The organism is Ralstonia sp. SA306, assembly GCF_054792405.1.
The window spans coordinates 2,579,350-2,593,653 of record NZ_CP096451.1 but is presented as its reverse complement, the minus strand read 5'-3'; the positions used below and the strand labels follow the sequence as shown (position 1 = coordinate 2,593,653).

Sequence of the window (14,304 nt, the reverse complement as noted above, 5' to 3'; positions counted from 1 at the left end):
TGCCCGGGCGGGCGCAGCGCATCATCGGCGAGAGGCCTCCATGAACACCCCGTCGTCTTCCTCCGAGCGTGCCGGACGTGCGCGCCGGGGCCGCAAAGTCTGGTCCGGCACGCAGCACGTCGTTGCTTACGGCATGCCTCCGCTGGGCTGGCGTGACCTCTATCACCACGCGCTTGAAGTCAACTGGCCCACCTTCTTCGCGCTGCTGGCCACGCTGTTCCTGGCGCTCAACGCGGTATTCGCGGGGCTGTATTCGTTGGGTGACGGCGCGATCGCGAACCAGTCGCCGCCGGGTTTCGTGGGGGCATTCTTCTTCAGCGTCGAGACCCTGGCCACCGTCGGTTATGGCGACATGCACCCGCAAACGCTCTACGCCCACGTCATCGCCACGCTGGAGATCTTCATCGGCATGTCGGGCATTGCCATGGCGACCGGGCTGGTATTTGCGCGGTTCTCGCGCCCGCGCGCCAAGATCATGTTTGCGCGCAACGTTGTCGTGCGGCCGCTCAACGGTAAGTCCACGTTGATGCTGCGGGCGGCCAATGCGCGCCAGAACGTCATCGCAGAGGCCACCGCCCGGCTGCGCCTGATGCAGGATGAGGTCTCGCCCGAGGGCTACTCGATCTACAAGATCCACGACCTGAAGCTTGAGCGCAGCGAGCACCCGATCTTCCTGCTGGGCTGGGTGATGATGCACGTGATCGACGAAACCAGCCCGCTGCATGGCGCCACCGCAGAATCGCTCGCCGCCGGTGACGCCTTGCTGCTGCTCACGATCGAAGGCGCCGACGAGACCGCGGCGCAAACCGTGCAGGCGCGTCATTCCTGGCGGCACGACGACATCCGCTGGAACTATCGCTATGCCGACCTTATCCGCGACGAGGGCGGCGTCACGTCGGTCGACTACGACAATTTCCACCTGATCCATCCGATCGAGACGCCGCCGCAGGCACAATGACCGGCTTGTCCGATACCAACGCGCAACCTCCGTGGCCCTGAACCTCGTCTGGCTCGCCTTCTTCCTCGTTGCCTTCGTTACCGCATGCGTCCAGGTGGTGCAGGGCGACATGGAGGTCTTTTCCCGCATGCTGACCGGCATGTTCGATGCCGCGCGCACCGGTTTCGAAATTGCGATCGGCCTGACCGGCATGATGGCGCTGTGGCTGGGCATCATGCGCGTGGGCGAGCGCGCCGGCGTGGTCGATCTGTTCGCGCGGCTCGTGAACCCGCTGATGCGGCACCTGTTTCCTTCCGTGCCCGCCGGCCACCCCGCCAACGGCGCGATGATGATGAACGTCTCGGCCAACGTGCTCGGGCTGGACAACGCCGCTACGCCGCTCGGCCTACAGGCCATGCGCGAGTTGCAGCAGATCAACCCGCAGCCGCAGCGCGCCAGCGACGCGCAGTTGATGTTCGTGGTGCTCAACACGGCGGGGGTGACGCTGGTGCCGACGTCCGTCATCGCCATCCGCCAGGCCATGGCAGTCAAGCAGGGCCTGGTCGGTTTCAACGCGGCAGACATCTTCCTGCCGACCTTGCTGTCCACGTTCATCGGCTTCTGCGCGGGCATCGCGGCGGTGGCGTGGTATCAGCGCATCAACCTCTTCAAGCCTGCGCTGCTGGCGTATTTCGGGGGCTTCGTCGCGCTGATGGGGCTGCTGTTTGCCTGGCTGCGCCAGTTTCCGTCGCAGCAGATGGCGGCCTGGATCGGCCTGATCGGCGCGGGCGCCATCCTCACCATCGTCGTGGCGTTCCTGGTATGCGGGGCACTTCGCCGCATCAACGTGTACGAAACCTTCGTCGATGGCGCCAAGGATGGCTTCCAGGTGGCGATCGGCATCGTCCCGTATCTGGTGGCGGTGCTGGTGGGCATTGCCGTGTTTCGCGCGGCGGGTTGCATGGATTTCCTGATGCAGGGGCTTTCCGCGCTGTTCGCGCACCTGGGCATCGACACGCGTTTTGTGCCGGCTCTGCCCGTTGGGCTGATGAAGACGTTGTCCGGCGCCGGTGCGCGCGGCCTGATGGTTGATGTGATGACCACTTACGGCGTGGATTCCTTCCAGGGCAAGCTGGCGGCCATCATCCAGGGTTCGACCGAGACCACGTTCTACGTGCTGGCCGTGTACTTCGGCAGCGTTGGCATCAAGGACACGCGTTACGCGCTGGCATGTGGGCTGTGGGCCGACCTGATCGGGCTGATCGGCGCCGTGCTTGTCGCTTACCTGTTCTTCGCCTGACCGGCTAGGGCGGCCCCCAAGCGACGCCGCAGCCGCCCGCCCTCTACAATCGACTGCATGGAACAGTGGATCGACACGCTTTTTGCCACGCTCGCCCTGCCAAAGGTTGGGCTGCCTGCCATCTTCGTCGTCAGTTTCATTTCGGCGACCCTCTTGCCGCTGGGCTCCGAGCCGGCGGTTTTTGCGTACATCAAGCTCAATCCGGACATGTTCTGGCCGGCCATCATCGTGGCCACGCTCGGCAACACACTGGGCGGCGTGGTCGATTGGTGGATGGGCTATGCGGCCAAGCTGGCGCTGGTGCGCTACCACCTTGCGCGCCGCCGCCGTCAGCACAACACCGAGCATGCCCAGCACGTGCCGCATCCCAAGCGCCACCGTGAGCCCCCGCTCGACAAAAAATACTTCCGCTGGATGCGCCGCATCGGGCCGGTGTCGCTGCTGGTGTCGTGGCTGCCGGGCATTGGCGACCCACTCTGCACGCTGGCCGGCTGGCTGCGCCTGAAGTTCTGGCCCAGCGCCATGTACATGGCTATCGGCAAATTTTTACGCTATCTGGCCATGACTGCGGCCCTGATGACCCTGCCCGACGGCTTCTGGCATGGCATCCTGGGTTGGATCAAGGGCGTGATGATGTGACGTTTGCGTGGCGTATGCGGCACTTTAGCGGTCGTGCGCTTTCCGCAAGCCATTGAAAACGCGACGGTTTTGCCGCCCATATCACTGGCAGGGATACCGTTGCTGCAACGCATCAACGCTGCGCGTTGCAGTACAATCGCCCTTTAAAGACCGCGCGGCTTGAGCCCTCTTTGCCGCGCCTCCCTCCCCAGCGGCACGCCATGAATGCCCCACTTCTGATCGACGCCAAACTCACGGCGCAGGACGCTGCGCCCCGGCTGCGCGAGATTCCCTACAACTACACCTCGTTCTCGGATCGGGAAATCGTCATCCGTCTGCTGGGCGAGTCTGCGTGGCAGATCCTGGACGAACTGCGCGCCGAGCGCCGCACCGGCCGATCGGCACGCATGCTGTACGAAGTGTTGGGCGACGTCTGGGTGGTGCGCCGCAACCCCTATCTTCAGGACGACCTGCTCGACAACCCGAAGCGCCGTCAGATGTTGATCGACGCACTCAATCACCGCCTGGCGGAGATCGAGAAGCGCCGCGTGGCCGACCACGATTCGCACCACGATCCGGTGGGCGACGAGCGTGCCAGCAAGGTCGAGCAACTGGTCGTGCATGCCCGCCGTGCCGTCAAGGCGTTCCAGGAAGAATTCGCCCAGGTGTACGACCTGCGCCGTCGCGCCCAGAAGGTGCTCGGCCGCGTCACCGCGAAGGACAACATCAAGTTCGACGGCCTGTCGCGGGTGTCGCACGTGACCGACGCCACCGACTGGCGCGTTGAATATCCGTTCGTTGTGCTCACGCCCGATACGGAAGAAGAGATCGCCGGGATCGTCAAGGGCTGCTTCGAGCTGGGTCTGACCATCATCCCGCGCGGAGGCGGTACCGGCTATACCGGCGGCGCCGTGCCACTCACGCCGTTCTCGGCCGTCATCAATACGGAAAAGCTGGAGCGTCTGGATGCGGTCGAGATGACCGACCTGCCTGGCGTTGACCATCCCGTGGCGACCATCTACTCGGGCGCCGGCGTGGTCACGCGTCGCGTGGCGGATGCGGCGGAGAAGGCCGGCCTCGTCTTTGCCGTGGACCCGACCTCGATCGACGCGTCGTGCATTGGCGGCAACGTCGCCATGAACGCCGGCGGCAAGAAGGCTGTGCTGTGGGGCACCGCGCTGGATAACCTCGCCTGGTGGCGCATGGTTGATCCGGACGGCAACTGGCTGGAAGTCCAGCGCCTCAATCACAACCTCGGCAAGATCCACGACGCGCCGGTCGTCATGTTCGAGCTGAAGTGGTTCGACGGCACCGCGCCGGTCGGAGCCAAGCTGCTGCGCACCGAGACGCTGACCATCGAAGGCCGCAAGTTCCGCAAGGAAGGGCTGGGCAAGGACGTCACCGACAAGTTCCTGGCCGGCTTGCCCGGCGTGCAGAAGGAAGGCTGCGACGGCATCATCACCAGCGCACGCTGGATTTTGCATCGGATGCCCAAGTCGATCCGCACCGTGTGCCTGGAGTTCTTCGGCCAGGCGCGCGACGCGATCCCGAGCATCGTCGAGATCAAGGATTACCTCGACGCCGAGACGAAGAAGCCCGGCGGCGCGATCCTCGCGGGTCTGGAGCATCTGGATGAGCGCTACCTGCGCGCGGTCGGCTATGCCACCAAGAGCAAGCGCAACGCGTTTCCGAAGATGGTGCTGATCGGTGACATCGTTGGTGACGACGATGATGCCGTGGCGCGCGCCACGTCGGAGGTGATCCGTCTGGCCAACGGCAAGAGCGGCGAAGGTTTCGTGGCCGTGAGCCCCGAGGCACGCAAGAAATTCTGGCTGGACCGCTCACGCACGGCAGCGATTGCGAAGCACACCAACGCCTTCAAGATCAACGAAGACGTGGTGATCCCGCTCAATCGCATGGGCGAGTACACCGACGGCATCGAGCGCATCAACATCGAGCTGTCGATCAAGAGCAAGCTCAAGCTGACCGACGCGCTGCTCGATTTCTTCGCCGGCAGCAACCTGCCGCTCGGTCGCACCGACGACGCCAACGAGATCCCCAGCGCCGAACTGCTGGAAGACCGCGTGCAACAGGCGCAGCAACTGCTGCGTGCCACGCGTGCACGTTGGCAATACCTGCTGGACCATCTCGATACGCCCGTTACGGCTGCGCGCGCCAGCCTCATTGGCCTCGGCCTGGGCTACCTGGCGCAGACCATCGATGACCGTCTGGTGAATCAGCCCGACGCGAACCTGTTCCACCTGCTGCAGGATCGTACGATTCGCGTGTCGTGGAAGTCGGAGATTCGCGCCGAGCTGCGCAAGATCTTCAACGGTGGCGAGTTCAAGCCGATCCTCGACGAGGCCCAGGCGATCCACAAGAAAGTGCTGCGCGGCCGCGTGTTCGTGGCGCTGCACATGCACGCCGGCGACGGCAACGTGCACACCAACATCCCTGTCAACTCGGATGACTACGACATGCTGCAGGACGCCCACAAGGCGGTGGCCCGCATCATGACGCTCGCCCGTTCGCTGGACGGTGTGATCTCGGGCGAGCACGGCATCGGCATCACCAAGTTGGAATTCCTGACCGACGAAGAGATCGCCGACTTTGCTGCCTACAAGCGCCGCGTCGATCCGAACGGCCGCTTCAACAAGGGCAAGCTGCTGCGCGACATCAACGACCCGCAAGGTCTGGCTGCTGATCTGCGCAACGCCTATACGCCGTCGTTCGGCCTGATGGGGCACGAGTCGATCATCATGCAGCAGAGCGACATCGGCGCCATCTCGGAGTCGATCAAGGATTGTCTGCGCTGCGGCAAGTGCAAGCCGGTGTGCGCCACGCACGTGCCGCGCGCCAACCTTCTGTACAGCCCGCGCAACAAGATTCTTGCCACTTCGCTGCTCATCGAGGCCTTCCTGTACGAAGAGCAGACGCGTCGCGGCGTGTCGGTCAAACACTGGGAAGAATTTGCCGATGTGGGCGACCACTGCACGGTCTGCCACAAGTGCGTGACGCCGTGCCCGGTCAAGATCGACTTCGGCGATGTGTCAATGAACATGCGCAACCTGCTGCGCAAGATGGGGCAGAAGAAATTCAACCCCGGCACCGCAGCGGCGATGTTCTACCTGAACGCGACCAACCCCGAGACCATCAACCTCACGCGCAAGGTGATGTTCGACTGGGGCTACAAGGCGCAGCGTCTGGGCAACGACATCCTGAAGAAGTTCGCCAAGAAGCAGACCGCCCGTCCGCCCGCCACGGTGGGCAAGCCGCCGGTGCGCGAGCAGGTGATTCACTTCATCAACAAGAAGATGCCGGGCAACCTGCCCAAGAAGACCGCGCGCGCGTTGCTGGATATCGAAGACAACGAGATCGTCCCGATCATCCGCAACCCGAAGGCGACCACGCCCGACAGCGAGGCGGTCTTCTACTTCCCGGGTTGCGGTTCGGAGCGCCTGTTCTCGCAGGTGGGTCTGGCCACGCAGGCAATGCTGTGGCACGCCGGCGTGCAAACGGTGCTCCCGCCGGGCTATCTGTGCTGCGGTTATCCGCAGCGCGGCACGGGCCAGTTCGACAAGGCCGAGAAGATCGTCACCGACAACCGCGTGCTGTTCCACCGCGTGGCCAACACGCTCAACTACCTCGACATCAAGACGGTGGTGGTGAGCTGCGGCACCTGCTACGACCAGCTTGCCGGATATGAATTCGACAAGATCTTCCCGGGCTGCCGGATCATCGACATTCACGAATACCTGCTGGAGAAGGGCGTGAAGATCGATGGTGTGCAGGGCACGCGGTACATGTACCACGACCCCTGTCACACCCCGATCAAGACCATGGACCCGACCAAGCTGGTCAACCAGCTGATGGGCGGCAACATCGGCGCCGACGGCCAGACCCGCGCAATCGAGAAGAACGATCGCTGTTGCGGTGAGTCGGGCACGCTGGCGATCTCGCGGCCGGACATCTCCACGCAGGTCCGCTTCCGCAAGGAAGAGGAGATGCAGAAGGGCGCCGACAAGCTGCGCAGCCTTGGCCAGACCAACGGCCAGGGCGAGGCGTTCAACGGCGATGTGAAGATCCTCACAAGCTGCCCGGCGTGTCTGCAGGGTCTGTCGCGCTACACCGAAGATGTCTCGGTGCAGGCCGACTACATCGTGGTCGAGATGGCGCGTCATGTGCTCGGCGAGACCTGGCTGCAGGACTACGTTGCGCAGGCCAACGCCGGCGGCATCGAGCGCGTGCTGGTGTGACGACGATCGAGCGGACGCCAGGCTGCGCGCTGTGCGAGGCGGATGGCGGCGAGCCTGTCTGGCGTAATGCCAAGGCGCGCGTGGTGCTGGTCGAGCACGCGCGCTTTCCGGGCTTCTGCCGCGTCATCTGGAACGACCACGTGGCCGAGCAGACCGACTTGTCTGACGCCGATCGCCACTGGCTGATGGAAGTTGTCACCCGCGTTGAGCGTGTGCTGCGCGCCGAACTGGTCCCGGACAAGATCAACCTCGCCAGCTTCGGCAATTTCGTGCCGCATCTGCATTGGCACGTCATTCCGCGCTATCGGTGGGATACGCATTTTCCAGAAGCCGTGTGGGGCCCCGAGCAGCGCGCGGCTGATGCCGCTCGCATGGCCGAGATCACGGCCAAGTTGCCGGCGTTGTCGTACGCGCTCCAAGCGGCGCTCGCCGACGCTTGAGCCCAGTGGGCGGTAGCGCTGGGTAACGCCTGGTAACGCATCGCCACGTCGTGCGCGGAACCCCTGTGGCGCACACGACGTCTGATTCTCTTTCTGTTGCGCCAACGCCCTCGCCATGACGACACCGCGCACCGCCGCCACACCCGATTCCCACAAGGATTCCATCTCCGAGCTGACCGTCCACCATGGGCGGTTGAATCTCTCGGAGACATGGCAACTGATTCGCCCGTACTGGTTTTCGGAAGATCGCCACAAGGCCTGGGGGCTGCTTGCCCTGGTGATCGGCCTGAACCTGTTCTTGGTGTTCATGAACGTGCTGTTCACCGATTGGAACCGGCTTTTCTACAACGCGCTCGAGCAGAAGAACTACGGCGAGTTCTGGGCGCAGTTGCTGCGTTTCTCATGGATTGCCGCGCTGCTGATCATTGGCTCGATCATGCGGCTGTACTACTCGATGATGCTGCAGATGCGCTGGCGGACGTGGATTACCGGCAGCTTCCTCGACGACTGGCTTGGCAAGCAGGCGTTCTACCGCCTGGAACAGACGCGCAGCGCCGACAACCCCGACCAGCGGATTGCCGACGATCTGCGCACCTTCACCGATGCGACGCTTACCTTGGCGCTGGGGTTCCTGAATTCGGCTGTGACGCTGGTATCGTTCTTCGGCATCCTGTGGGCGGTGTCGGGGCCGCTGGCGTTCAGCCTGGGCGGCCACGACTTCGTGATTCCGGGCTACATGGTGTGGTTTGCGCTGCTGTACTCGATCGTGGGCTCGGTCATCATCCACTTTGTGGGGCGGCCGCTGATCGGGCTGTCGTTCCAGCAGGAACGTTACGAGGCGTACTTCCGTTTTCTGCTCATGCGTGTGCGCGAAAACAGCGAGAGCATCGCCCTGTACCGCGGCGAGCCCACCGAGAAAGCCATCCTGCGCGGCCGTTTCGAACGCATCCGCACCAACTGGAATCAGTTGATGGACTACACGCGGCGCCTGACTTTCGCCAGTTCCGGCTATGCGCAGTTCGCCATCATCTTTCCGTTTCTGGTGTCGGCGCCGCGCTATTTTGGTGGCACGCTTACGCTGGGCGGGATGATGCAGGTCGCCACGGCGTTCGGACAGGTGCAGGACGCGATGTCGTGGTTTGTCACGAACTACCGCACGCTGGTCACCTGGAAAGCTTCCACCAACCGGTTGATCGAATTCCAGCGCGCCATCCGCGCCGCCGAGCGTGAAGAAGAGCACCGCGCCGGCGTGCGCGACGTCGAGGTCGAAATCGCAGCCGTACCCGCCATCGAAGCCCGCGCTCTTGCGCTGAACCTCCCAAACCGCAAGCCCGAGGATTTGCTGGTCGAGCCATTCGACATGACGCTCGCACGCGGTGAGCGCGTGCTCGTCAACGGCCCGTCGGGCTGCGGCAAAAGCACGCTGGTGCGCGCCGTGGCCGGCATCTGGCCGTATGGCAGCGGCCGCATCGAGGTGCCGGACGATGCCCGCGTGCTGTTCCTGCCGCAGCGCAGCTATCTGCCGTCGGGCACGCTGGCCGATGCGCTGTCGTATCCGGATCTGGCTACCCAGTACACCGCTGAGCGTCTGACCCAGGTGCTGAACGCGTGCCGGTTGCCGGCACTGACCGACTTGTTGGACGAGGTGAGCAACTGGAGCCTGCGCCTGTCCCCCGGCGAGCAGCAGCGCCTGGCTTTTGCGCGGGCTTTGCTGCAGCGCCCCGATTACCTCTTCCTCGACGAGGCCACCAGCGCACTCGACGAAGACACCGAGGCATTCATGTACAGCCTGATGGTCGAATCGATGCCTGACGTGACCATCGTCAGCGTGGCACATCGCAGCACCGTGGCACGATTCCACCATCGCCGCCTGCGCTACATCCCCGAGGGCGATCCGTTGACTGCGGTAAGCTATCGGGTGGTGGAAGAGCCTGCGCACATGGCGCTGGCGGCTTCCTGAAACACAGTTTTTAGACCGAACGAGACGTTTTTCATGGCCGGACTTTCCGCCGACACCCCGCACCCGACCGGCATCACCGTGCACACGCAATCGCGCGTGCTGGAGATCGCCTTTGCTGATGGCAAGCAGTTCAGCCTGCCGTTCGAATACTTGCGCGTGCTCTCGCCGTCGGCCGAAGTGCAGGGGCATGGGCCCGGTCAGGAAGTGCTGCAGACCGGCAAGCGCGAGGTGGGCATCATCGGCGTCGAGCCGGTGGGCAATTACGCGATCCGGCCGTTGTTCTCCGACGGCCACGATTCCGGCATCTTCGATTGGGCCTACCTGTACCGCCTCGGCATTGAGCACGACGCGCTGTGGCAGGCGTATCTCGATCGCCTGACCGCTGCGGGCGTCGACCGTGACGCCCCAATGGCAGAAAACGCTGGCCACGCCTGCGGCCACAGCCACTGATTCCCGATTCACTTCGCGGCGCCTGCACGCCGCATCCGCATCCTTTTCTGTCATGAGCCAAACCCACTTCGGATTCCAGCAGGTCGATGAGCAGGAGAAAGCCGGCAAGGTTGCCGGCGTGTTCCATTCCGTCGCTAGCAAGTACGACGTGATGAACGACCTGATGTCCGGTGGCCTGCATCGCGTGTGGAAGATGTTCACTATCGCCCAGGCAGCGGTGCGCCCGGGCTATAAGGTGCTCGATATTGCTGGCGGCACGGGTGATCTTGCCAAGGCCTTTGCGCGCCAGGCCGGCCCCACCGGCGAGGTGTGGCTGACAGACATCAACGAGTCCATGCTGCGCGTCGGCCGTGACCGCCTGCTCGATGCCGGTGTGCTCACCCCCACCGCGCTGTGCGACGCCGAGCACATTCCCTTTCCGAATGCTTACTTCGATGTGGTGACAGTGGCATTCGGCTTGCGCAACATGACGCACAAGGATCGCGCGCTCGCTGAAATGCGCCGCGTAGTGAAGCCAGGGGGCAAGGTCATGGTGTTGGAGTTCTCCAAAGTGTGGCAGCCGTTGGAGAAGGCCTACGACGTGTACTCATTCAAGGTGCTGCCGTGGCTGGGTAGCAAAGTGGCGGGCGACCCCGAGAGCTACCGCTATCTGGCCGAGTCCATCCGCATGCACCCGGATCAGGAAACGCTCAAGCAGATGATGGAACAGGCCGGATTGGACTCGGTCGAATACTTCAATCTGACAGCGGGTGTCGTGGCTCTGCACGTTGGCCGTCGCCTCTAAGTGTTTTCGTCGTTCCACCAGATGGGCGATGTAGTGCGCTGCGGCGATATGCCACGATCCTTCACATTGAATTTCCGCATTGACGTCTTCATCTAATGGGCGTCACTGCCATTGGAGAGAAGACAGCGATGAGTTTGCATTGGGGTGGAAAATTGATGGCGGGCGCGCTGGTCGCGACGCTCGCACTGGGCACGGCGATTGACGCCAACGCCAAACGCATGGGCGGCAGCCGCAGCGTCGGCAAGCAGTCGTCCACCGTGACGCAACGCCAACAGACGCCGCCGGCCACAACGCCGTCGCCGACACAGCAGGCCGCACCGGCTGCGCAACCCTCGCCCGCTGCACCGGCTCCGGCTGCGCCGGCGGCAAAGCCTGGACGTAACTGGGGCGGCATGCTGGGTGGCTTGGCAGCCGGTCTGGGTATCGGTTATCTGCTGTCGAAGTTCGGTCTGGGCGCGGGCCTCGCCTCTTTGCTGTCGAACCTGATCCTGATCGCGCTTGTCGCCTTCGTGGTGATGTGGATCATCCGCAAGGTGCGCGGCAGCCGTCCGCAAGGTCCGGCCTATGCTACGGGTGGCCCGTCGCTTGGTGGCGACCGTGAGCCGTACGTGCCGCAACCTGCCGCCCCGGCAGCCGCATCGCTGAATACCGGCAACACGTCTGGCCTGGGCGCTGGCGCGGCAACCGCTGCACAGTCGTGGAATCTGGGTGGTCCGGCCGCTTCCGGCGCGCAGGCCGTCAACGCACAACCTGCCGCAGCCGCACCGCAGCAGCCATGGGGCGTGCCGGCGGATTTCGACACGCAAGCCTTCCTGCGCAACGCCAAGGTGTACTTCATCCGCCTGCAGGCCGCTTGGGATGCCGGCAATCTCAACGACATCCGCGAGTTCACCACGCCGGAGATGTTTGCCGAGATCAAAATGGATCTGGCTGACCGCGGCACGTCGCCCAACAAGACCGACGTGGTTTCGGTCGAAGCCGAAATGCTGGGGATCGAAACGCAGGCCTCCGAGTACCTCGCGAGCGTGCGCTTCTCGGGCATGATCCGCGAAGAAGCCAACGCGCCCGCACAGCCGTTTGCCGAGGTGTGGAACCTGACCAAGCCGACGCAGGGTGCGGGTGGCTGGGTGCTGGCGGGTATTCAGCAGTTGCAGTGACGCTGTAACAACTTGAAGCGCCGCAAAACGGCCGTTTCAACATTCCCCGTAAAATAGGGCCCGACCGTCTGGTTCGGGCCCTTTTTGCTGCCCGCCGCTAGCCCGCTTTTTGCTGCTTCCTTGCTGTTTTTGCGCACCATCACCGCATGTCCTCGACAGCCACTTCGTCTCCGTCTTCGTTTCCGCTTGTGCTGATGCAGCCGCTGCTGCTCGCGCTCAACCATCTGCTACGCCAGGAGCCCTGGGCGCAGGAGACGCTGCGGCCGTTCGCGGGCCGCGTCGCACGCTTTGATCTGGCGCCCATGTCGATGTCGTTGCAGGTGGACGCGGCCGGCTTGGTGACGGCCCCCCAGCCTGACGTTGAACCAGCCGTGACTGTTGTCGTGCCGCTCGCGGCTGCAGCAGGCGACTACGCCACGGGCGGGCAGGCCGCCGTGCTCAAGCACGTGCGCATCGAGGGCGAGGCCGAGTTCGCCAACGTGCTGTCGACGTTGCTGCGCAATCTGCGCTGGGATGCGGCGGAAGATCTGTCGCGCGTGTTTGGTGATGTGATCGCGCAGCGTATGGTGAGCGGCGCGCAGGCCGCCCGCACCGAGGCCACGCGCGTCAGCCGTTCGCTGGCGGAATCGGTGGCGTCGTACCTGACCGATGAGCAACCGACGCTCGTGCGCCATGCGCGCCTCGCCCAGTTCGCCGCCGATGTGGTGGCACTACGTGATGCCGAGGCGCGTCTGGCCAAGCGGCTGGAGCGGCTCGAAAAATTTCCACGACCGGCCACCCAGGCCGTACGCCAGGGTGAATCGGCATGACGCGCCTCTTCCGGCTGGGCAAGATCGTTTTCGTAATCCTCTATTACGGGCTGGATCAGCTCGCGTTGTCGGGCTTCAAGAGCCGCCGCATTCGCGCGCTCGTCTGGCTGCTGACGCTGGGTCGCAAGCCCAAGCTCCCGCGCGGCGAGCGCCTGCGCCTGGCGCTCGAGCAGCTCGGGCCGATCTTCGTGAAGTTCGGGCAGGTGCTGTCGACGCGGCGAGATCTACTCCCCCCCGATGTGGCCGACGAACTGGCCAAGCTGCAGGATCGCGTGCCGCCGTTTGACCCGAAGGTGGCGGCGGCCATCGTCGAGAAATCGCTCGGCAAGCCGCTGTCGGCGCTGTTCCATCGTTTCGATCATCATCCGGTGGCGAGTGCGTCGATTGCGCAGGTGCATTTCGCCACGCTGCGCGGCGGCCCGGACGACGGCCGCGAAGTGGCAGTCAAGGTCCTGCGTCCGGGCATGCTGCCCGTGATCGACAGCGACCTCGCGCTCATGCGAGACCTCGCCACCTGGATGGAAAAGCTGTGGGCCGACGCCAAGCGGCTGAAACCGCGCGAGGTGGTCGCCGAGTTTGACAAGTACCTGCACGACGAGCTTGACCTGATGCGCGAGGCGGCCAACGCTAGCCAGTTGCGCCGCAATTTTGCCAAGTCCGACCTGCTGCTGGTGCCCGAGGTTTTCTGGGATTGGTGCACGTCTGAGGTGTTCGTGATGGAGCGCATGCACGGCATGCGGATCTCGCACACCGAAGAGCTGCGCGCCGCCGGCGTCGACATGCACAAGCTCGCGCGCGACGGCGTGGAGATTTTCTTCACGCAGGTCTTCCGCGACGGGTTTTTCCATGCCGACATGCACCCCGGCAACATCCTCGTGAGCGTGGCACCCGAGACGCTGGGCCGCTATATTGCGCTGGATTTCGGCATCGTCGGGGCGCTCTCGGAGTTCGACAAGAACTACCTCGCGCAGAATTTCCTGGCGTTCTTCCAGCGCGACTACCACCGCGTGGCGGTGCTGCACATCGAGTCCGGCTGGGCGCCGGAAGCGACGCGCGTGGAAGAGCTGGAAGGCGCCATCCGCGCGTGCTGCGAGCCGTATTTTGATCGGCCGCTGGGTGAAATTTCGCTGGGCCTGGTGCTGATGCGGCTGTTCCAGACCTCGCGCCGCTTCAACGTGGAAGTGCAGCCGCAGCTTGTGCTGCTGCAGAAGACGCTGCTGAACGTGGAGGGCCTTGGCCGCCAGCTCGATCCGGATCTGGACCTGTGGAAGACGGCCAAGCCGTTCCTCGAACGCTGGATGCACGAGCAGATCGGCTGGCGCGGTTTTGTGGAGCGCCTGAAGGTCGAGGCGCCCCAGTGGGCCAACAAGTTGCCGGACTTCCCGCGCCTGGTGTACCAGATTCTGGATCGCCGCTCCCGCGAGGACGGTAATGCGCAGACCGCTGCGCTCACCGCGCTGCTTGCCGAGCAAAAGCGCACGAACCGGCTGTTGTCCGCCGCGCTGCTGTTCGTCGGTGGCTTCGCGGTCGGCATCGTCGCCACGCATGTGCTGGCCTGGATGTCCCGTTACTGATCCGTCTTCACTTTCTCAG

General features: G+C 64.1%; 11 protein-coding genes. All 11 read left to right on the top strand.

The genetic code is table 11. The features are described from left to right. Positions 1 to 40 precede the first annotated feature (40 nt). Entirely contained in the window at positions 41 to 958 is a 918-nt protein-coding gene (locus M1D44_RS12355; protein WP_024976673.1) for an ion channel, read from the top strand. 31 nt (positions 959 to 989) lie between these two features. Next, on the top strand, positions 990 to 2,237 hold the full coding sequence (locus M1D44_RS12350) for a nucleoside recognition domain-containing protein (RefSeq protein ID WP_316852764.1): 1,248 nt from the start codon (positions 990 to 992) through the stop codon (positions 2,235 to 2,237). 57 nt (positions 2,238 to 2,294) lie between these two features. Beyond that, positions 2,295 to 2,876 carry a YqaA family protein gene (locus M1D44_RS12345; protein ID WP_316852763.1) on the top strand — a complete coding sequence of 194 codons (582 nt, stop codon included), beginning with the start codon at positions 2,295 to 2,297 and terminating at the stop codon, positions 2,874 to 2,876. A gap of 200 nt (positions 2,877 to 3,076) precedes the next feature. Continuing rightward, positions 3,077 to 7,111, top strand: a complete 4,035-nt coding sequence (locus M1D44_RS12340) for a DUF3683 domain-containing protein (RefSeq protein WP_112185889.1) — start codon at positions 3,077 to 3,079, stop codon at positions 7,109 to 7,111. Then, positions 7,108 to 7,551 (top strand): HIT family protein, encoded by a 444-nt coding sequence (locus tag M1D44_RS12335; RefSeq protein WP_316852762.1) that lies wholly within the window; start codon positions 7,108 to 7,110, stop codon positions 7,549 to 7,551. Before M1D44_RS12340 ends, M1D44_RS12335 begins: the two co-directional genes overlap by 4 nt. 115 nt (positions 7,552 to 7,666) lie before the next feature. Continuing rightward, positions 7,667 to 9,511: an ABC transporter ATP-binding protein/permease gene (locus M1D44_RS12330; RefSeq protein ID WP_024976668.1), complete on the top strand. Its 1,845-nt coding sequence runs from the start codon at positions 7,667 to 7,669 to the stop codon at positions 9,509 to 9,511. Positions 9,512 to 9,544: 33 nt separating this feature from the next. Beyond that, entirely contained in the window at positions 9,545 to 9,961 is a 417-nt protein-coding gene (locus M1D44_RS12325) for a gamma-butyrobetaine hydroxylase family protein (protein WP_024976667.1), read from the top strand. A gap of 52 nt (positions 9,962 to 10,013) precedes the next feature. Then, positions 10,014 to 10,745 (top strand): bifunctional demethylmenaquinone methyltransferase/2-methoxy-6-polyprenyl-1,4-benzoquinol methylase UbiE, encoded by a 732-nt coding sequence (gene ubiE, locus M1D44_RS12320; protein ID WP_004633265.1) that lies wholly within the window; start codon positions 10,014 to 10,016, stop codon positions 10,743 to 10,745. Between the two features lie 128 nt (positions 10,746 to 10,873). Beyond that, positions 10,874 to 11,902 (top strand): Tim44 domain-containing protein, encoded by a 1,029-nt coding sequence (locus tag M1D44_RS12315; RefSeq protein WP_200869037.1) that lies wholly within the window; start codon positions 10,874 to 10,876, stop codon positions 11,900 to 11,902. 146 nt (positions 11,903 to 12,048) lie between these two features. After that, complete coding sequence (locus tag M1D44_RS12310) at positions 12,049 to 12,711, top strand: ubiquinone biosynthesis accessory factor UbiJ (RefSeq protein ID WP_316852761.1); 663 nt, start codon at positions 12,049 to 12,051, stop codon at positions 12,709 to 12,711. Then, positions 12,708 to 14,285, top strand: coding sequence for a ubiquinone biosynthesis regulatory protein kinase UbiB (gene ubiB / locus M1D44_RS12305; RefSeq protein WP_024976664.1), 1,578 nt, complete (start codon positions 12,708 to 12,710; stop codon positions 14,283 to 14,285). The genes M1D44_RS12310 and ubiB overlap by 4 nt, the downstream gene beginning before the upstream one ends. Positions 14,286 to 14,304: the final 19 nt, after the last annotated feature.